The sequence below is a fragment of the Achromobacter xylosoxidans genome, assembly GCF_001457475.1.
Lineage (GTDB): Bacteria > Pseudomonadota > Gammaproteobacteria > Burkholderiales > Burkholderiaceae_B > Achromobacter > Achromobacter xylosoxidans.
In genome coordinates, this window is sequence record NZ_LN831029.1 from 3,858,834 (window position 1) to 3,877,028 (window position 18,195).

At 65.9% G+C, this 18,195-nt stretch carries 26 protein-coding genes; 11 read left to right on the top strand and 15 right to left on the bottom strand.

The window, feature by feature from the left end; all coding sequences use genetic code 11:
• Positions 1-101 precede the first annotated feature (101 nt).
• Genes AT699_RS17325 through AT699_RS17335 form a run of 3 tightly spaced genes read right to left on the bottom strand, consistent with a single transcriptional unit; the run spans position 102 to position 4,506 of the window.
• A complete protein-coding gene (locus AT699_RS17325; RefSeq protein WP_024069275.1) occupies positions 102-2,384 on the bottom strand; it encodes a portal protein in 2,283 nt (760 codons plus the stop codon).
• Positions 2,381-3,787: a terminase large subunit domain-containing protein gene (locus AT699_RS17330; protein ID WP_024069276.1), complete on the bottom strand. Its 1,407-nt coding sequence runs from the start codon at positions 3,785-3,787 to the stop codon at positions 2,381-2,383. Before AT699_RS17330 ends, AT699_RS17325 begins: the two co-directional genes overlap by 4 nt.
• On the bottom strand, positions 3,787-4,506 hold the full coding sequence (locus tag AT699_RS17335; protein ID WP_024069277.1) for a terminase small subunit: 720 nt from the start codon (positions 4,504-4,506) through the stop codon (positions 3,787-3,789). Before AT699_RS17335 ends, AT699_RS17330 begins: the two co-directional genes overlap by 1 nt.
• A gap of 67 nt (positions 4,507-4,573) precedes the next feature.
• Here AT699_RS17335 and AT699_RS31580 point away from each other — a divergent pair, with 67 nt between their 5' ends.
• Entirely contained in the window at positions 4,574-5,224 is a 651-nt protein-coding gene (locus AT699_RS31580) for a hypothetical protein (protein WP_155523069.1), read from the top strand.
• A 93-nt stretch (positions 5,225-5,317) separates the two neighbouring features.
• On the opposite strand, the gene AT699_RS17340 is transcribed toward AT699_RS31580, so the two are convergent.
• The 11 genes from AT699_RS17340 to AT699_RS17390 all read right to left on the bottom strand — a co-directional run bounded on the left by AT699_RS17340 (position 5,318) and on the right by AT699_RS17390 (position 13,385).
• A complete protein-coding gene (locus AT699_RS17340; protein WP_145964688.1) occupies positions 5,318-6,031 on the bottom strand; it encodes a hypothetical protein in 714 nt (237 codons plus the stop codon).
• Positions 6,032-6,076: 45 nt separating this feature from the next.
• A complete protein-coding gene (locus AT699_RS17345) occupies positions 6,077-6,691 on the bottom strand; it encodes a hypothetical protein (protein WP_024069279.1) in 615 nt (204 codons plus the stop codon).
• A gap of 249 nt (positions 6,692-6,940) precedes the next feature.
• Entirely contained in the window at positions 6,941-7,549 is a 609-nt protein-coding gene (locus AT699_RS17350; RefSeq protein WP_058207372.1) for a hypothetical protein, read from the bottom strand.
• On the bottom strand, positions 7,546-8,034 hold the full coding sequence (locus AT699_RS17355; RefSeq protein ID WP_024069281.1) for a RusA family crossover junction endodeoxyribonuclease: 489 nt from the start codon (positions 8,032-8,034) through the stop codon (positions 7,546-7,548). The genes AT699_RS17350 and AT699_RS17355 overlap by 4 nt, the downstream gene beginning before the upstream one ends.
• Positions 8,034-8,264: a hypothetical protein gene (locus tag AT699_RS17360; protein WP_024069282.1), complete on the bottom strand. Its 231-nt coding sequence runs from the start codon at positions 8,262-8,264 to the stop codon at positions 8,034-8,036. The genes AT699_RS17355 and AT699_RS17360 overlap by 1 nt, the downstream gene beginning before the upstream one ends.
• Positions 8,261-9,427, bottom strand: a complete 1,167-nt coding sequence (locus tag AT699_RS17365) for a DUF1376 domain-containing protein (RefSeq protein ID WP_054432419.1) — start codon at positions 9,425-9,427, stop codon at positions 8,261-8,263. The genes AT699_RS17360 and AT699_RS17365 overlap by 4 nt, the downstream gene beginning before the upstream one ends.
• On the bottom strand, positions 9,424-10,038 hold the full coding sequence (locus tag AT699_RS17370; RefSeq protein WP_024069284.1) for a hypothetical protein: 615 nt from the start codon (positions 10,036-10,038) through the stop codon (positions 9,424-9,426). Before AT699_RS17370 ends, AT699_RS17365 begins: the two co-directional genes overlap by 4 nt.
• Positions 10,035-10,472 (bottom strand): hypothetical protein, encoded by a 438-nt coding sequence (locus tag AT699_RS17375; RefSeq protein ID WP_058207373.1) that lies wholly within the window; start codon positions 10,470-10,472, stop codon positions 10,035-10,037. Before AT699_RS17375 ends, AT699_RS17370 begins: the two co-directional genes overlap by 4 nt.
• Positions 10,469-12,430: a DNA cytosine methyltransferase gene (locus AT699_RS17380; protein ID WP_024069286.1), complete on the bottom strand. Its 1,962-nt coding sequence runs from the start codon at positions 12,428-12,430 to the stop codon at positions 10,469-10,471. The genes AT699_RS17375 and AT699_RS17380 overlap by 4 nt, the downstream gene beginning before the upstream one ends.
• Before the next feature lie 4 nt (positions 12,431-12,434).
• A complete protein-coding gene (locus AT699_RS17385; RefSeq protein ID WP_024069287.1) occupies positions 12,435-12,665 on the bottom strand; it encodes a hypothetical protein in 231 nt (76 codons plus the stop codon).
• A 72-nt stretch (positions 12,666-12,737) separates the two neighbouring features.
• The gene (locus AT699_RS17390) at positions 12,738-13,385 is read right to left on the bottom strand and encodes a hypothetical protein (protein WP_155523070.1); all 648 of its coding nucleotides are present in this window, start codon (positions 13,383-13,385) and stop codon (positions 12,738-12,740) included.
• A gap of 89 nt (positions 13,386-13,474) precedes the next feature.
• Between AT699_RS17390 and AT699_RS17395 the strand changes: the two genes are divergently transcribed.
• The gene (locus AT699_RS17395; RefSeq protein ID WP_049052403.1) at positions 13,475-13,732 is read left to right on the top strand and encodes a hypothetical protein; all 258 of its coding nucleotides are present in this window, start codon (positions 13,475-13,477) and stop codon (positions 13,730-13,732) included.
• A gap of 233 nt (positions 13,733-13,965) precedes the next feature.
• Here the strand turns inward: AT699_RS17395 and AT699_RS31585 are convergent, their stop codons facing one another.
• A complete protein-coding gene (locus AT699_RS31585; RefSeq protein WP_155523071.1) occupies positions 13,966-14,241 on the bottom strand; it encodes a hypothetical protein in 276 nt (91 codons plus the stop codon).
• 126 nt (positions 14,242-14,367) lie between these two features.
• On the opposite strand from AT699_RS31585, the gene AT699_RS17405 reads away from it, so the two are divergent.
• The 9 genes from AT699_RS17405 to AT699_RS17445 all read left to right on the top strand — a co-directional run bounded on the left by AT699_RS17405 (position 14,368) and on the right by AT699_RS17445 (position 18,195).
• Positions 14,368-14,754, top strand: coding sequence for a hypothetical protein (locus tag AT699_RS17405; RefSeq protein WP_058207376.1), 387 nt, complete (start codon positions 14,368-14,370; stop codon positions 14,752-14,754).
• A gap of 99 nt (positions 14,755-14,853) precedes the next feature.
• Positions 14,854-15,387, top strand: coding sequence for a hypothetical protein (locus tag AT699_RS17410; protein WP_058207377.1), 534 nt, complete (start codon positions 14,854-14,856; stop codon positions 15,385-15,387).
• A gap of 135 nt (positions 15,388-15,522) precedes the next feature.
• Complete coding sequence (locus tag AT699_RS17415; RefSeq protein ID WP_024069289.1) at positions 15,523-15,867, top strand: hypothetical protein; 345 nt, start codon at positions 15,523-15,525, stop codon at positions 15,865-15,867.
• Positions 15,868-15,967: 100 nt separating this feature from the next.
• Positions 15,968-16,468 (top strand): zinc-finger-containing protein, encoded by a 501-nt coding sequence (locus AT699_RS17420; RefSeq protein ID WP_024069290.1) that lies wholly within the window; start codon positions 15,968-15,970, stop codon positions 16,466-16,468.
• Positions 16,465-16,674, top strand: coding sequence for a hypothetical protein (locus tag AT699_RS17425; protein ID WP_024069291.1), 210 nt, complete (start codon positions 16,465-16,467; stop codon positions 16,672-16,674). The genes AT699_RS17420 and AT699_RS17425 overlap by 4 nt, the downstream gene beginning before the upstream one ends.
• Entirely contained in the window at positions 16,671-16,955 is a 285-nt protein-coding gene (locus AT699_RS17430) for a DUF3846 domain-containing protein (RefSeq protein ID WP_024069292.1), read from the top strand. The genes AT699_RS17425 and AT699_RS17430 overlap by 4 nt, the downstream gene beginning before the upstream one ends.
• Positions 16,952-17,140, top strand: coding sequence for a hypothetical protein (locus AT699_RS17435; protein WP_024069293.1), 189 nt, complete (start codon positions 16,952-16,954; stop codon positions 17,138-17,140). The genes AT699_RS17430 and AT699_RS17435 overlap by 4 nt, the downstream gene beginning before the upstream one ends.
• 14 nt (positions 17,141-17,154) lie before the next feature.
• The gene (locus AT699_RS17440; RefSeq protein ID WP_024069294.1) at positions 17,155-17,958 is read left to right on the top strand and encodes a RecB family exonuclease; all 804 of its coding nucleotides are present in this window, start codon (positions 17,155-17,157) and stop codon (positions 17,956-17,958) included.
• 15 nt (positions 17,959-17,973) lie between these two features.
• Complete coding sequence (locus tag AT699_RS17445) at positions 17,974-18,195, top strand: hypothetical protein (protein WP_024069295.1); 222 nt, start codon at positions 17,974-17,976, stop codon at positions 18,193-18,195.

Consider the following 18,195-nt stretch of genomic DNA (forward strand, 5'->3'; position numbering starts at 1 on the left):
GGATAGGTCCGGGGGGGTTGAAAACGAAAAAGCCCCCGACGATTTCTCGGCGGGGGCCAGTGGTTGCCCGTATCCCAGGGCGGGGAATCTGTGTCGGCGCGCTACGCGGCCGTGGCTTGGCGGGTGCCTAGGCGCGCCAGCACCTGGTCGACCTCGTCCGTCAGCTGCTGGAACCGCTCCTGCAGCTGGGCGCCGCCGGTCTGCGCTTCGGCGCGAATGCGCGCGCGCACCGTCTCTGCCTCCTCGTGCATCTCGGTCTGCTGCAGGCGGGTCTGCCATTCGGTGGTGCGATCGGCCAGCTGCTGGCGAAGCTTCTGCACCTCTTCCTCGTAGCGCGCCAGCGCGCCGTCCACCTGGCCCACCGTATCGGTGTCGCCAGCGCCGGCCGCCTCGGCGCGGATGCGCTCGGCCTCGGCCAGCAGCTTCTGCGTCTTGGCCTCGCGCTCGGCGATCTTCGACTGGGCATCCTGCATGGCGGTCTGCATCTGGGCCTGCGCGGCCTGATCGGCCTGCTGCTTGGCGGCCTGGGCCTCGGGTGAATTCGGGTCGGCCTGGATCCCCAGTTGGGCCCGCAGGAACGCCGCCATTTCCTTGCGCTTGCCGAAGTCGGACATTTCCAGCGCGAAGGGGATCAGCAGCGCCTGCATGTTGGGCGGCATGGACTTGAGGATTTCCGAGAAGGCCGCGAACTGCTGGGCGCGGTAGGTCGGGGTGCTGGGGACGTCGGACAGCGCCACCTTGACCGGCGCCGTCTGCACGTCGTTCTCCTTGTAGGCCTGGCCCGTGACCGGGTCCTTGCGCGGGATGTTGACCACCACCTTGCGCTTGACCGTGCCGTTGTCCACCAGGATCTCGGCCTGGTCGGTCATGTCCTCTTTGATGAGGTCCAGCAGCGCATTGCCGACGCCGCGGCGCGCGACCCGGTAGTTGTCGTTGATCTTGGCCAGCGTGGTGACGCCCTGCTCCACCAGCGACTGGATGGCCAGGCCGGAGCTGGCATTGGATTGCTGGCCCATCATGGCTGCGTACACGCCGGCCGCCTCCTGGATGGCTTGCTTGCGCTCCTGCATGACCTGGAACTGCTGCTGGGACAGGTCGAAATTCGATTCGACCTTGATATTTGCACCCACGCGCAGCGCCTTCGGGTTCGTCACGACGAAGGCGTCCGATTGGCCGATCTCTCGGCTTACGTCGCTCATCGTGTTGTATTTCTCGTCCAGGGCATCCGAGTCGATGAAGGTGCGCCGGCTGTTCATCAGCCACATCATGCGCGCCGCGCGGGCGTTCACCTCGTCCTGCGGGGACAGCATGGCCCGGATGATCCCGTAGGGCACGCCCGTCAGATCCTCGCGGTAGCCGAAGAACGGGATGTACGGGAAGCGCCGGCGGTTCGTGGCGCGGTCCTGAACCCGGATCGGGCCGATATGGAAGGCGCAGCGAATCTTGTCGTAGACGGCGAGCTTGGGCTGGACGGCGCCGGCGGCGACCAGCGCGCGGTGCACCTGGTTCTGCTCGTTGAATTCCAGGGTGCGCCCGCCGGGCAGCGCCAGCACCAGGCCCCGCACCCAGACCCGATACCAGACTTCGAAGCACGTCACCACCCTGCGCTCGATGTCGCGCCAGTCCAGGTCGTCCCAGGTGGTGCGCGTGCCCTGCCCGATGTCATTGAAGAAGTCCGCCGACATGCGGGCTTCGGTCGTCAGGTAGTCCGCCCAGTCCCGCCAGCCGGCCGCGGCCAGGATCATCTCCCGGTGCTGGGGGAAAAACGCGGCGATGTGGTCGGCGTCGTAGCGCTTCTTGCGCACCACGTAGCGGGCATCGCTCCAGTCCAGGGCGCGGCTTCGCCAGTCCCAGTAGATCTCGGAGCGGGGAACGCTGGTGACGCGGTAGGGGTAGTTGAAGGGGTTGCTGTTGCGCGACACCTCCACCACCCCGAAACCGGCCTTGATCTGGCTGGCGTAGGCGTCCGACGTGGCGGTATCCGCCTGGGCCTCGCGCTCGGTCTCGTGCATCTTGGCCGACAGGGCCTCGGCCACGTCCTGGTACTGGTCGTCATCGCCACCAACGCGCCAGTCGGTGCGAGTCTTGGCCTCCATGCCCAGCACGGCGTTGACGGTCGGCTGGATCAGGTTGGTGACCAGCGGCCCCAGGCCTTTCGCTTCCAGGCGGGCCAGCGTCTCGGCGTCCAGCTGGTTGCCGTCGTAGTAGTCACAGGCCTTGTCCGCCTCGCGGCGCCAGGTAGGCTGGTTGCGGATCTCGTCCAGCCAGCGCTCGAGCTGGGACACGGACAGCGCGCCGGCGTCGGCCGGCGCCTGATCGCGGGCGTGCGCGGTCGCGCTTTCGCTGCCATCGAGGAGGCGGAAGCCGGTTACGGAAGTGTTCATGCGCGCCAGTTTTCCCGGTGTCGTTTGAAGTTGATCGGTGCGTTGTTGACCGCGTAGCGGAGGGACATCACGCCGTAGCGCGATGCGGAGATGACGTCGTCATCGATCTTCACGATCGCGCCGTCCTTGCGGTGGTAGGTGCGGTACTCGGCAAGCCAGAGTTCCAGGTGAGAAAAAACCTTGAATCGGCCGGTGACCATGCGGTTGAGCATGATCTGGATGCCGGCCTCGACGCCATTCGAGCCATCCTCGAACTGCGTGCGCTCCGGCAGCATGGACACGCCCTCGGCCAGGTAGGCGTCCCGCATGGGCGTGCCGGTGTCCTTCTGCGCCTGCAGGGCGTCGTGCGGCCAGGCCACCGGGATCCAGCTGCCGCGGCCCTTGATGGCGCTGGCGTGCACGGAAACCGGTTGCTTCTTGGCCGCGTAGACGTCGTACACGTAGACGATGTCGGCGTCCTGGTTGTGCGCCAGCCAGGCCGCCGCCGTCGGGTGGTCCCATCCCAGATCCAGGCCGCAGATGCGCGGCCAGCTGTCAGGGATGTTGAACGGCGGCACCACGATGCTGGATTCCGGCACCGGGAACACCGCGCCGGAGCCCAGCACCGGCTTGCCGTAGGCGCGCGCCTCGCGCTCGTGGTCCGGGTAGCTGGCCAGGATCGCGTCGGCCTGCTCGCGGGTGTAGTGCTCGGCATCGTAGATGCCCATGAACACCACCACGGTGCCGGCGTGCTTGTCGATCAGGAACCGCTTGACGGTCGCCGACATGCCCATCAGGGGCGTGAAGGTCAGGTACACCGGGCCCAACGTCGTGTTGGTGCGGGTGATCGCCTCCATGTAGATGTCGTGCGGCGGCTCCTCATCCAGCCAGACGAAATCCAGGGTTTCGGCCTGGAACTTCTCCCGGCCCTGCTCGTAGTTGCGAAAGCCCAGCACGCTCTCGCCGGCCTGGACGTCGCCGCCACCACCATGGCGCACCACAATCATGGACACCGCGCCCGGCACGCCGGCCAGCGGCGCCACCTCCTTGATGGCGTCGCCGGGGATGGCGCCGGTCCCGCGTTCACTGTCGACGCCAGGCCGGCCCAGCAGCAGGCGCTGCATGCCGTCGCGCGTCAGCGCCGACGACACCGAGGCCGCCCATCCCGCCGTGGGCTTCTGGAAAACCTTGCCTTCCCACCATTCCGGGTAGCGCCCGGTCAGGTGCATGGCCGTCTCGTAGGCGCCCGAGAACGTCTTGCCCAGCTGGTTACCGGCAGAAAAAAGGCGCTCGCGGTATGCGGCGCCTTGTGCGTGGAACTCCCTCTGCTTCTCGTACGGCCGGTAGTACTTCAACCGGTTGCGCTTGGCGCGCCAGGCACGCTCCTGCAGCGCCCTGGCCAGCATCACGCGCGGATTGGACATCAGTGCATCGTGGTCCCGGCGCCAGCGCCGCCCGCGCGCAGCTGGGCAAGTACCTTTTCCACCGGGATACCTTCGGCCTGGGCGATTTCCTGGGCGGCCTGCGCGATGGCGGCATCCAGCTCGGCGTCGGACTTCTTGTCCAGGTCGCCCAGTCGCAGCTCCTTGCGCTCCACGAACATGCCCAGGTGGCGCGCGATCAGCTCCAGATTCGGGGTCTTGGCCGCCAGCTTGAGCGTGAAATTGCTGTTGCGGTCCCAGCTCCAGCCCACGATGCAGCGGCGGACGCGCTCGGGCAGCAACCGCAGATCCTTCGGGCTCGTGATATCGCGCACCACGCCATTCTCGTCCGTCACCACCAGGTCCGCCGCGTCGTAGAAGCCCATGGCCACCCATTCCTCGAGGACGCGCTGGGCGGTGACTTCCAGCTTCGCCGACAGCTTGTCGCGCAGAGCCTGCACCGCCGCCGCGACGTTAGCCTGGTTCAACAAGCGCGACGCGCCGCTGATGGCCGCAGCACCGCGCGCCCGGTAGGCCGCCTCGTAGGCCTTGGTCTGGTTCTGGAAGCCACCCGCGGCGAACTCGTCCACAAACCGGCGCTGCTGGGGCGTCAGCGGGCTATCCGCGGACACCACGCGGCGGGCGGCGGTCGACAGCGTGCGTTTCGAGCGCGCAGGCGACTTCCGCGCCGGCTTGGGCGCTTTGGACTTCGATGAGGTCATGGTGATTTCAAACGGGCGATGTTACGGATCGTAATAATATTGGCAGTTTCCAAGCCAGGAGCACAACGTGTCGGACGAATTAGGGAAGACAAGGCGCAATTTGATGGTGTTCAGCACGGGTGTGCTTGCTGTCGCCTTCCTCGAGATTCCACTGAACGGCAGCAAATTTCTAGGGCTCGACCTCAACGGGCTAGATCCGAGCCGTGTCTGGTCGGGCACATTGATCGCTTTGCTCTACCTTGTACTTCGCTATTGGCACGATCCAGCGATACGAAAGCTTGCCTCCGAATGGAAGAAGCAGGGAACGGAGATCTATCAAAAGCTAGCAATGACCACAATAGAAAACGCATTCAAGCATCGAGAGCGCAGAAAGATATTGCCGCGCGTTATCTTCAACATTTCGCAACCCCCAGCGCCATCGGCTCGCCCGGGCCTCATCGGCAGATACTCCTTTACAACGTGGCGAACTGGAAATGTGGCGATCGGCTGGTCAGGTGACGATGGCCAAATAGACGGTCATCCGGTCAAAGTGACCTATGCACGCGACGGATCGGCGTGGTTTAGGATCAGTCGGTTAAGCACAGCTTGGCTCGCGGTACGGACGTTCCGCAACATGCTACGCGTCTCGTGGACTGTGCTCGAAATCGTTGTGCCAGTCCTCCTCGCCATCGGTGCTACAGGGGTCGCCTGCTTCAAGCTTGCTCAAGCACTCTCATGAAAAAAACCCCGCTCGGACTCCCGGCGGGGTTTCTACGCGCACTGATGACCAGTGACAGAATGAGGCCGATTTTGCGGATTGCTCACTTTTTTGTCAAGCATCGTGAGAAAGGTCCGGGTCGAACTTGTTGGACTTGCTCCGGTTCAAGACCGCGGGCACGATCCGCAGATTGGCTTCGCAATGAAGCCCACACACCAGCGGGTTGACCAACGGCACGACGTGATCGACGTCGTGCGGAATGCCGGTTTCGAGTTCGATTCGATCCCGTTCGTCATAGATCATCCTGATCTTTTTGCGATCTGCCCACGCCGGCGTCGCGAGCCGCATCAGCAGTCGTCTCCGTTCCTTCGGCTCTGAGCATTCCTGAATTGCCCTCGCCCAATGCCCGACCTTTTCTGGATTCTTCCATGGGTTGTCGTTGGCCACTCGCTCAATCCGAGACTCCAGCCAGTTTTGATAGTCCCGGTGCCACGATAAGCGGGTGTAGCGCGTTTCAAACTCCTCAGGCGAAAGCAGTACCTCCTCCAAGAAGTCCGACACGGGCTCGCCAGTCGTTGCCTCATACCATGCCCTAAAGGCTCGACCCCGCAGGGCTGCGAGGATAGTCTCCAGATTTTCAATGTTCTCGCGCGATAGCCTCTCTGCACGCGCATCATGGCTCGTATCCCGCCGATCCTGATTTTTGTAGGCCCTGAGTTCATAGGCCATTCGCTGTTCTTCGCGCTCTATTTTTCGTCGACGCGCGCGTTCTTTTTTCTCCTCCGCTTTTGACGGAAGCGGGCGGACAATCCACGGGTTGAATGTCATAAGCAACCAAGATCTTGGGGAGCTGGCAAAACGCTATCTCAGATCCTATTCGCCGACAAGGCCCGCACCGCGCAGCAGGGATTCAGCCAGGTCCATGGCGCGGGCCTCCTCGCCCTTCTTCCCTTCCTCGACCACGCCGGCGCCCTTGCGCACTACGCGCGATCCGCGCAGCCAGATGGTGATTTTTCCGTTCTGATCCGTGACGGTGCGATCGCTGATGCCGGCGTGCACGGCCAGGTCGGACAGCATGACCCGGCTGCGGTTGGCCTTGGCGGCGAAGTAGCGGGCGACGATGCCGTCGCGGACGGCGCGGTGCACGATGTGCCCGGACAGGATGCCGCTGGCCATGACGCCGTCGGACACCGCGCGCACCGCGGCGAACCAGTCCTGGTCCCACACGCTGCTACGGCAGCACGGGCATGGCGTCGTCTGCGGCAGAAACCGGGCCTCGAGGATGCGCTGGTGCAGCGGCGCCAGCGCCTGCAGCTCGCGCAGGATGAATCCGGCCTGCGCCGCGCCATCGACGCCGGCCAGGCCGCGGCCGGTGCGCGGCGTGCGATCAGCCATCTTCACCATGGCCGGCCGGTCCAGGGTGCCAGCGGAGTAGTTGAAGGCGTAGGTGAGCGCCTGGTGGGCACCCTTGAAAAGCGGTTCGGACACTGTGCGCTCCTGTATCGGCGTTCCGTGAAAATCTTTCAATCCAAGCCCCCAAGTACTTCCACTGACCATGCCGTCAGGCGCTGGCGCATCAGGGAGGCAATTTCCTCTGGCGATCGAGCGCTGGCCATCTGGGAACCGCATTCCACCGTCTGGCTATACCGACCTGTGCCGCCGGGAGCCGTCAGCGATCCCGTCATAGCGAAGCACCCGTTGTCCAGACGCCGAAGCGGCCCAAACTCGAGGCTGTGTTCATTCCTGGCCATGAAAGCTCCCATTCGGCCCACGGCCAGCGCCATGCAGCGACTGCAGCCGCGGCTGGGCCGCGGCGATGCGATCAGCGTTCAGGCCCAGCCTGGCGGCCATGCGCAGCGGCTCGCGCTTGGCAACGCCTGGCACCACCCGCACCTGGCTGGCATGAACTGGTGTGAGCGCTGGTTGCGCCGGTGTCGGGTCCGGCTGCCGCACCACCGGAACGCTGGCGGCCGTGTGGGTTGGGGTGCTGGCGTCGGTGGTGCTGGTGGCGACGGGCCCAGCAGATTGCCAGCGCGCATAGGCTTCCAGCTTCGTGGCTCCCACCCCCATGCGGCCGGCGCTGACGCACTCGTACCACTCCGAGCCGGCCGGGCGATCGGGCCAAAGGCGAAGCCGCGGGCGCACCACGGACCGCGTCGGCGCCGCGGTGCTGACCGGGTATCGCCGGCGCTGCTTGGGCGGCTCGCCACGCTGGTGGCGCTGAACCGTGGTGACGATCTGCCACACGCGTTCGGGCGATATGCCGTAGGCGCGCGCCAGCTCGGCGCTCGGTTCACCAGCCTCGCGCCGGCGAGTGATTTCCAGGTTGCGATCGCTGATCTTCATGCGGCAGTCTCCAGGCCGAACAGCACAGACTGCGGGTCGTAGGTGTGCAGCGGCGTGACGACCGCCACCAGGCGCGCGCCATGCTCGTCCGGTTCTGCGCGCCGCGCGTGGATCTCGCGCACCCAGCGGTCGTCCTCGAAAACCACGTCCTTGAGGCTGTCCAGGACGACTTTCTGGGCGTTGTCCAGGTCCAGGCACTGCACAGTGTCGTCCCACGCGGTGCCATCCTTGCGCATGCGCTTTTGCCAGTCCTGCGGACGGTTCGGGAACAGGGTGAATTCGACCTTGACGCGGCCGGCGATCGGCTGGGCGACGCCGGCCTTGCGTGCCAACGCCAGCACCTGCGCCTTGTAGGCCTTCGCCTCGGGCGTGACGTAGGTGCTGGTGAACGACCTGCCGCCGCGCGCCGTAACGGTGCGGCTGGCCCAGTAGCGGTTCGCGCTGATCGGGTACGGCAGCACCAGGGTGTGGGATTGGATGGTCATCAGGCTCCCTCGCTGCGCAGGTCGCGCAGCCATTCGATACGCGCGGCGGTCTTGCCGCTCGGCGCCGGTTGATGGGTTCCGCAGGTGCGGGGATAGGTGGGGCTGACGAAGGTCCCCGGGCGGTCCGTCATGGCGGTGCAGCGGCCCAGGCCCAGGTCGGCATATCTCGGTGCGTCTCGCAACGAGAACAGCTGGCACGCAACGCATTGCACGGCGGTGGTGGCGGTCATACCCGAACTCCGTAATCCGCCAGCAACCTGGCACGGTCAGCTTCGGAGAGACCAGCCGCGGCGTGCACCCTCGTTTTGAAGTCGGGAAACTGCTCCCCGGGCAACTGCTGGACGCCCAGCTTGGCCCCCTGGGCCTCGATGCCCGAAGCGGTCAACGCCCAGCCGAGGGGGTCTACGCCCTTTGCAGGTGCGCCCCCTCCGCCAACGCCGCTGGCTGAGGTGCCGGGGTGCAGGACCTTGACCAGGAACACGTCGACAAAGCCTGAATTGACCGGCCCCGCGTCGCTGCTTTTCTCCCGGTCAGCCACGGCCAGGTGGTAGGCCTCGACCAGTTGCGCCCTCGTCACGCCCTGCTTTTCCCAGGCGACCAGTCGCGGGTCTGAACTGACGAACTTGGCGGTCTTGCCCCGGACCTTCTCCAGGCTGTTCAGCAGCTTGGCATAGCCAGCGGCGCATTCTTCCTGGGCGGCAAGCCAGATGGCTTCCGACGGCGGCGGCGAATTGTCCACAGGGTCGCGGTCGCGCGCGATAGACGCCGCTGCCGCTATATCTTTTTTATTTCCTTCTCCCTGTCCCTGTCCCTTAAGAGCGTTTTCCGAAGGATTTCCGCCGGATTGCTTTTGATTCTTCCGGCCCTTTCCGCCGGAATTAGTGGAGATTTCCGACGGAAAAAGATCAGCTTCCAGCGGAAAGCCGGCGGCAATCCAGTCCTCAAGCGACGGAACGACCCACGGCGGGAGGTGCTGCTGCTCACGCAGCTTGTTGGCTTTCCGGACGCGGTCCACCAACTTGTCGTGCGCATGCTTGTGCTTGGCCTGCCAGGCGTCGCGCGCCTTTTCAGCCACGACGGGGTGGTACAGACGCCCATCACTGCACCGAACCCAGCCGTACAGCGCGCCGTCGCGGTGCTTGCGCCATTCGGCGAGGACGCGCCCGTAGCCGGCCAGGGCCGCCAGGGCTTTGTCATCGTCCGGCAGGCTCGCCGCCGGCACCTGATGCCACGACGCGCACCACAGCAGGACCGCCGCGCGGAATTCCTCGGCTTCAATTTGGATCGCCAGGTCGCTATCGCGCAGGCGTGCGACGTCCAAGGGCATAAAGGCGAAATCCCGCAGGTCGCAATCTGGCGGGGTCAGGGGCTCAGGCAACTGCAACTCAGTCATGGCCCCTCCGGGTCTGTCTTTTCAAGACGCGCGTAGGCCTCCCACATGCGCAGGCTCGCCAGGCGCGCGATATCGACGGCGGCGGCCGGGCTGATCGGCGGCGCGTCGCGATTCGGTTGGGCGCGTCGGATGCACTCGACGCGCATGGCGGCGCCAACCGGCCGTGGATAGCCCTCGCGGTCCAGCAGCAGGACGCCGCTCTGGCGGCTCGGAAGCGCCGCGAGCAGATCCGGGTGCCAGATCTCCTTGGGCAGCGCGTAGTAGTGCTTCCAGACCTTGCGCGGCCAATCCTTGGGCGTGCTTTTGTAGCGGGCGCTCCGGTACTCTCGTTCCAGGCGCAACTCGTTCATGCGGGGGTTGTGGCGCAGCTCCGACACGGTGGGCCAGTAGCCGAGGTGTTCCCGATGCCACCACTTTTCCTTCTTGGCGTCAGCTTTCAAGTCGGCCCGGCTGATCTTGATTTCGACGTCGATGATGCGCAGGTTCTCCGTCACCACCAGCAGGTCGCATTCGTGCCCGGTCCAATTGCAATTCGGCACCACCACCAGGTATTTGCGGTTGAACGTCTGCCGCACCAGCGCACGGGCGATGGCATGCTCTGACCAGGTCATGTCGTCACCCCGCGCCAGACGAAATCGCCCTTGTCCTCGCGCATGGCCGGCTCGTTCTCCTGACACGGACACTCGTAGCCCGCCCAGCGATCAGCGACAGGCCGCCAGAAATTGCGCACGCGGCCGGAAGGAACATGGTTGTCCTCATTCGCGTCGATCAGATCGAACTCGTCCAGCACCCAGGCTGCATCCGCGGCGGAGCAACGCTCCCCGCTGAGACTGACACTCAGGTGGTATTCGGGCCCCAGTGCGGGCTCGCCGGGTTCGGGGACAGCCACCTCGACGGCGGACAGCACATAAAGGCCGCTGGCCTCATGCAACCAGGCGGCAATGGGAAAGCCAAATGCCAGGATCTGCGCCGGGATGGCGTTGCGGGGCACCTGCGCCCAGCCAGCCCCTTTGGGGCGCTTCGGTTGGATGATCGACAGAGTCATGCGCCCTCCCCGCCGCGCACGGCCAGCGCCGTCGCAATCGGCCGCACCCAGATGGGGGTACTCGACAGTTGGAACGACTCGCCGGCGCGCGACAGCAGGATGGCCCGGCCGATTTCCTCGGCCATGGCCTTGGCCGCCTTACGCGGCACCGCGTTGCCGATGCGCTCCCGGTGGGCGCTGTCGGAAGTGCCGTCCATCTGGAACACCTCGCCGCGCTCCTCGGCCTCGGCGTAGTCGTCGGGGTCGTAGATGCTCTGTAGGGCCGCCAGCTCGAGCGTGGTGAACGGCCGGTGCCAGGTGCCGTCCTCGGCGATGATGCGGCACACCAGCTTGTCGTTGGCCGCGGGCAGCGAAAGTTGCGAATTTTCGAAATTTCGCGGATCGGCGACAGTCCATCGGCCGTTGTCATGGCACGCCGACGCCGAGACGGCGCCGACGTGCTTGTCCCAGGCGGCCACGCCGTAATGCCCTGCGGTCAGGTAGTGATCGCCACGCTCGCGGGCCAGGCCGGGCCGCGGGTCCGCCACGGCGAATGCGCCATTGGCATAGCCGGCGATCACAGCATGGGAGTGTTCCGCCCAGTCCGCCGTGTGGAACTTCCCGTGCAGCTTGCTCGCATCAGCGCCACCGCGGGGATCCGCGACGCAGAGGCCACCGCTGCCGAAGCGCGCGCCGGTGACAGTCTTTGCGTGGTCCTCGTAGGCCGTGATGGCCAGCTTGCTGCCGCGGGCCGACTCGGGCCAGCCGGTGCGCGGATCCGCCACGCACTGGCCGGTACCGTGGGCACCGGTGACCGCGCGCGCGGCGTCGTCGTAGCGGACGATGCGAAATTCGTTGCTGTGCTTGGCCGGGCCGCGGTGGCGCGGGTCGGCAACACTGTAGGCGCCCTGCCCCGGACCCTGCTGGCCGGCGATCGCACCGGTCGAGGCGTCCCAGCGGCGCACGCCGTAGGCCTGGCCGTCCTTCCACGCCGCCGACGGATCGAAACGAGGATCCGCCACGGAGAAGGCGCCATTCAGCGGATAACTGCGACCGGCCACCACGCCGGCGCTGTCCTGCATCGAATGCACCCCGAGGGCACCGCGGTGCATCTCCGGCACCAGCAGGTAATCGCGCAGGTAGCCGTCCTGCACGGCCAGGCGGCTCAAGCTGCGCCAGTCGCTGCCGGCTTCGACGAACGCCAGCCGCACCCACGTTTTCCAGCTCAGGTTCGGAATGCGATGCATCGGCCCTGCGCGCAGGTCCCCCGGCAGGTGCATGCGGCCCAGGATCTCGCCCACGGCGCGCAGCGGCCGCTTCGGCGGCTCGTAGATGAACGCCGGCACCTTCTCGGCGTGGCGCGCGATCAGCAAGAAGCGCTTGCGGCTTTGGGCCAGGCCGCCCAGCTCGCCGCAGTCGTGGGCGGTTTCGCGCACGACATAGCCATAGTGGCGCAGCAGCTGGACGATCTGATCGAGGAAGTGGCGGCCGCGCGTGGCAATTCGCGGCACGTTCTCGAACAGGATGACCTCGACCGGGTCGTCCTTCCAGGCCTCCAGGCACAGCCAGATGCCGCGCAGCGTCAGTTCGTTCAGCGCCTGATACTTGGCCGTGAGGCTGCGCGCGTGAGACAGCAGCCCCGAAAAGCCTTTGCACGGCGCCGACAGGAAAAGGATGTGCGGCCGGTGCCCGCCCGCAGCGGCGCGGACGTCCGCCGGCATGGCCTCGACCCAACCTGCCGGCGGCTCATGGCCGTGAAACGAGATGTACTGGTGGCGGCTGAACATGTCGCGCACCGTGCAGCGCACGCCCGTGAATTTCTCGAAGTCTGCCGCGCCGGCCGGATCCACGTCGATCCCGCCCAGGCAGACCATCTCGCCCTCGAGGCCAGGGATGGCGGGCTTTGCGTCCTGCATGCCGGCCGCGCCGATGCCCGACCCAGAAAAGACGCCGAAATGGTTGATTCTCGACTTGGCCATGGCGTCATGCGACCGTGTTGGCGCGTGCGCGCACGTACCCGATCGCGCCGAAAGCATGCTGCTCCAGCACGGCGCGCGCGTACTCGGCCTTGGTCTTGCCGCTCATCGTGGCCAGGGCCGCGATCGCGTCGTAGAGGTCACTGGTGCAAGGCACGTCCAGCCGTTCGGTGCACTTGCCACCGGCGGAAGTTTCGGCGGGGCGGGATTCCAGGGTATGCAGGGTCGGGTTGCTCATGGGTTACCTATCGGATATTGCTCGGCTGGGCCTGGCGCGCTGCGGCGGGCACAATGCCGGCATGCAGTCAGCTCAAGGGGAAGGCGGAAAAGGAACGTTCGGTGCGGGCGCAGCACTCACGGCAGCGCATTCACGAGCCGCGCTGATAGCTGCGCGGCACATCGCGGCGGCAGTCAGCACCGTCAGAATGGCGAAATGGGAGCGGTCGCCAGGCGGCAGCCACTGGTCCAGCTCGTCGGCGAGCGCCTGCTGTACGCGGGCAGGCCCATCCGGCAACGTCTGTACGTGCAACAGCGCCGTACCCGCGACATGCCGATCGGTGGAGAACCGCGGCAACGGGAAGGGCCAGGTTTCGAGGGATTCCGCGGGGATGCCGAAAACTACCTCCGCGACAGTGCGATCGAGCGCCAGCGCGGCGTCGTTCGGCCCGAGCTGGACCGGGGCGTCGGGACGACCGACCGGGCGAGTTAGCGCGGCCTCGGGGTCATCCCATGCGTCGAGGATCTGTTCGGCCACATGTTCCGCGAACCGGCCGCCATTTCTCAGGCGTGTCACCATGCCCAGCGTGTACGCGAGCCTCGGCGCCAGACCGTTGGTCAGCATCGAACCCTCGGGGAAGCCCTCGGCCTGGCCGTTCGACCAGATGCGGAACGTGTGGCCCGAAGGCGCCACGACTTCGAAGAGCGGCGCCGGGGTCGCGCCTCCGGTTGCGTCATCCATGGACTCCCCCATGACGAATCTTGGCGGCCAGCTCCCTCCGACTATGATTTGCCCACCCACTGAGCAATTCATTTTGGAAGGAACTGACCATGGAAAAACCGGCACGAGAACTATCGGCCGTAGAGGGGCGCGTCGACGCTTTGACGATCGCATTGCGCGCGATGGTGGCTGTGCTGCCAGAGGAATACGCGAAAGCATTCGCCGCGCAGTTCCAGCACGACCTCGGACGATTCGAGGACATGGTCATGTCGATGCCCGCCCCGGACGACTATTTTGTTGGGCTGCGCAGCGTTCAGGACAAATGGCTCGCTGGCTTTCCCGGTTTTCCTGCGCCAGACGGGAAGTAGCCATTTCGACCATGTCGCGCCAAGTAGGCTCGTCCCCATGCCGGGCATCTTGCCTATTTCGGCTCACAAAGGCGGACAGCCTCCGCCGCGTCGGTCGCCGCCCCTGCAAAAAGCCTAGGAAAGCCTGCGCGTCCTTGAGGACGTCGCGCGCGCGGATTGGCGTGTTTTCCCCGGCGCGGCGCGTTACCGCGAGGTGCAGCGCGAACTCGACCGCCTTGGCGCGGATGTGGGCGTCACGCATGCTCCACCCCCTCGGCCAGGGTGGCGCCGCCATCTCCGGCGGGCCCATCTACGCCGGCCGGTTCGGCCTTGGCCGATGCGGCCTTCCGCTCGAAATAGTCGTGAAGCGCCTGGACGGTCTGCACGCGGGGATTTTTCACCTCTCCGTAGCGCAGCTTTCGCACCGTGCTTTCCGGCACACCAGACCCTTCCGCAACAGCGGGAAGGTCGGGAAATCGAACAGCGCTCAGGCGCGCGAGGACAGATGAAAGAAATGTGGGCTCGTTCATGCGCCGCATTTTCAACCCATATTTGGGTTGGCGTCAACCCGCATAATGGTTGCGAGCCTTGGCATAGTTCCATTTATGGGTAAAAAATCAGCTGCGGAGGTTGTCGGCGCAAACCTTGACCGACTCATGACCGAGGCTGGCCTTTCCAACGTGACGTTGGAAAGCCGGCTGTCTCGACGCGTCACGAAGTCGACCATAGGGCGCATGCGCAACGCGGAAATCAGTGCCGGCATCGACAACGTCGAGGAGGTCGCGCGCGCATTTGGCCTAGAGGCTTGGCAATTCTTGATCCCTGACGTCTCGGCGGTGCATAAACCTCGCCTCGCCGGGAGTTCGCCGACGGCCGACTCGGGAATGGCGTCGCTGAGCGCAGCAGACTCCGAACTGCTGGCGCTGTTCAACCAGCTGGACGACGTTTACCGGGCGTTGCTCCTTGCGGACGCCAGGAAGTACCTGCAAGTGCAGCAGCCTGCTATCAAAAGTCCCCCTGCCAAAAGGGCTAGTTCGTCCTAACATCCGACTCGTTTGGTCGAATGGGCGCGCAGTATGCGGCTCCCAATTCGTCGTCTGGGGAAAAAAATTTGTCCCCCTTGAAACAAATTTGATCGAAACATGAACAGACTTTATCTAGTAGTGTGTTCGTTCGCCGCCGTCAGCGTGCTCGTCGGCTGCGCCTCCCCGAAGACATATTCCTCCGTTCAACAGCCGACCGGCACCGAACTTACAGCCGACCTCTCGACGGTAATGCTTCGTGAGACGCGCACGGGCGATTTGCCCAATGCCTTCGGCAATGCCGACGTGTTTGGACGTAAGGTGGATAAGGGCTCGCGGTCGATCTTCTATCAGGGCTTGCGCGAAGATGGCGCAGTGGTTCTAAGGGTGGTCACTATCGACGTTGTTTCAAACGAGACAACCATGAACCGCACGGCGATGTCTGTGACGACCGCGTCGGCTTATACGGTCGGAAATCAGGCCTACGGCTCCGCCGTAACGACTCATTCCACGGCCGGAAGAACCGAGTCCCTTCCTCCGAACGCAGCCGACCTCGTTGTGCGCCCGCCTTGGCCAGCGCCAGTGGAATGGGGCGGTCACAAGCTCGAGATCCGATCAGCCAGTCCAGCATCCGTCACCTACATCATCAAGTAAACGAACCAACGCGGGCCGCCCCAGGCGGCCATTTTTTTTCCATCGCGACCCATTTGTGGGTTGACTAACCCGTTTTTGGTCTGTAAATTTCCTTCCGTCGACCCATTTGTGGGTCATCAAAGACGAGAGGAAGCCATGCTTTCCACGCACGCGGCCCCCGCCGCCATCAGCCAGGCGGCAAACGCCGACAGCTACTCGCTGGTCCACCTTGCGCCGCCGACGCTCTCCGACGCCGACGTTCTCAGCGTCCTCTGCGACCTGTTCGCCGGCCGCGCCGCTACCGCCTTCGGCGAGTCCTTGGAGTGGTGGGCGGAGACGTTTCAGTGCGACCTGGCCGCGAAGGCCGCCGGCGGCGTGGTGCTGGCGGCGATCAGCAAGTGGCCCTTCGATCAGCGCGCCGGCGCCGAGGGCGTTGAGCAGCTGCAGGCCGAACTGGTCAAGCGCGCCCGCCAGATCCTGGCCCGCGGGGTGCAACCGTGACCGGCGCCCTGATCCTCGTTCCCGTCGCCTATGTCATGGCGCGCGGGATCGACTTCATCGCGGCCGTCCTGCGCCGCACCGATCCCTGGAGCCCGACCGTATGACGATCCAAGTCCTTGGCGTCGACCCGCGCAGCCGGAGCAAGACCCAGCTGACCGCGCCCGCCCCCCTTCCCTACGTTTCCCGCCGCGCGTTGGCGCGCGTGCGCGATCGCATCGAACCGCCCAAGGCGTGCCACTGCTGCGGCGGCCCGGTGAAGCTGACCAACAACCGTGACATCTACGGCGGGCAGTCCTTTGGCGCGTGGCCTTATGTCTACCGGTGCGCGCAGTGCCAGGCCTACGTCGGCCTGCACCCTGACACGGATCTGCCGCTGGGCATCATGGCCACCAAGGCAACTATCCAGGCGCGCAAGGTCGCCAAGGCCGATTTCCTGGCGCTGGTCGGCGAACGGTATGCAGGCAAGCAGAGCGCCGCCTATGCCTGGCTCGCGCGCGCTTTGACCATTTCGCCGTCCATCTGCCATTTCGGCATGTTCACCGAACAGCAGGCCGGCCGCGCCGGCGAAGTCTGCCGCCTCGCACGCGAGGCCCGCCAATGAGCGCCGCCACCATCTGGGTGCTGTTCGCCTTCCTCCCGGCGGGCCACGACCGCCCGCCGGTCATGCGCATCGAGCGGTTCGAAACCGCTGCGGAATGCGAGCGCGTCCGCGCGATCTTCCCCCGAAACATCACCACCGTCTTTACCTGCCTGCCCAGCCGCCAGATCCGCGCAGGGCAGCGCCTGCCCCTGGAGCCCCGCCAATGAAGCCCACCCGCAAGCTGGTCCGCGCCGACGGCACGGACACCGAATTGCACGGCCCGCACGCGCTGATCGACGTCCGCCAGCTCATCGGCGCCGACGCCCTCGAGATAGTCAGCCTCGGCCAGCGCCAGCACGCCATGCTCATCGACCAGTCGGCCGACGCCAAGGGCCTGCCGGTCAACGCCGCGGCGTCCCATCTGTACCAGGCTGCGCGCGGCGAGCCGCGCCCCATCCACGGCGATGTCGTGATCGTGCCCGACACCGACTACGCGAGGGAAGCATGATCCGCCGCCTCCGCATCGTCTGGCGCCGCGCGCGCCGCACGGGCCGCGACCTGGACGCGGCTTCCTACGCAGCCGGCATCGTCGGCGGCGTGATCTTCCTGGCCGCCATGACCGGCGTGCTGGGCCCGACACTCGACGCCCAGCGCCACCATCAGGCCGGTGCCGAGCGCCACGCCTCTCGCTGAACGGAGCTGCTGACATGGAACCCAAGATTTTCACTGTCCGCGCCTCCAGCTGGGGCCGCCTGTTCGACTGCGCTCACGCTTGGGAAGGCACGCACATCCTGGGCATGAAGAAGCCCGCCGGCGTGCGCGCGCTGCTGGGCACCGCCGTGCATGCTGGCACGGCCGCGTTCGACCGCGCCCGCCTGGACGGCACGGACTGCACGCCCGACGATGCCGCCGGCGTCCTGGTGGACGAGCTGCGCAACCCTGCCCAGGACGTCGACATGGCGCAGGACGGCCTGTCCATCGACGAGGCCGAGCGCATCGCCCTGGTGGTGCTGGTCAAGTACTGCGCCGAAATCGCGCCCCGCTTCGAGTACATCGACGTCGAGACGACGCTGGACCCGCTCAATATCGACTGCGGCAACGGCATGACCGTGCGCCTGACCGGCACCATGGACCGCGCCCGAGTGGCCGCGACCGAGGGCGGCATCGTAGTGCCCGACGTCAAGACTGGCACGCGTGTCCTGGTCGACGGCAAGGCAGTGACCCAGGGCCGCGCCGCACAGACGGGCACCTACCAGCTCATGTACGAGGCCACCAAGAAGGTCACGACGGTCGGATCGCAAATCATCGCCCTGTCCACCAGCAGCCGGCCGGCCGCGGCCGTGAGCCCCATTTTCGACGCCCGCCGCGTGATGGTCGGCGAGCCCGACAAGCCCGGCCTGCTCGAACACGCTGCGGCGATGTTCCGCACCGGCCTGTTTCCCCCGAACCCCTCCAGCGTCCTGTGCAGCCCCAAGTACTGCGCGCGCTGGTCGTCCTGCCTTTTCCGATAACCAGAGGAGCCCCGCATGTCCCTTCACCCCGTCAGCCGCGACGTGTTCGTCCGGCGCACCGATCAGGCCGGCAAGTCGGTCGTGACCCAGCACCTGGCCTGGGATCCCGCCCAGTTCTTGGTCAGCCAAGTCGAGCAGTACCACCGCGACGCCAAGCCCGAGGAGCGCCAGACCGTCGCGCTCGCCACCGCCGCGGAGTACCGCGACTACCGCAACAGCCACAAGCAAGGACGCTGA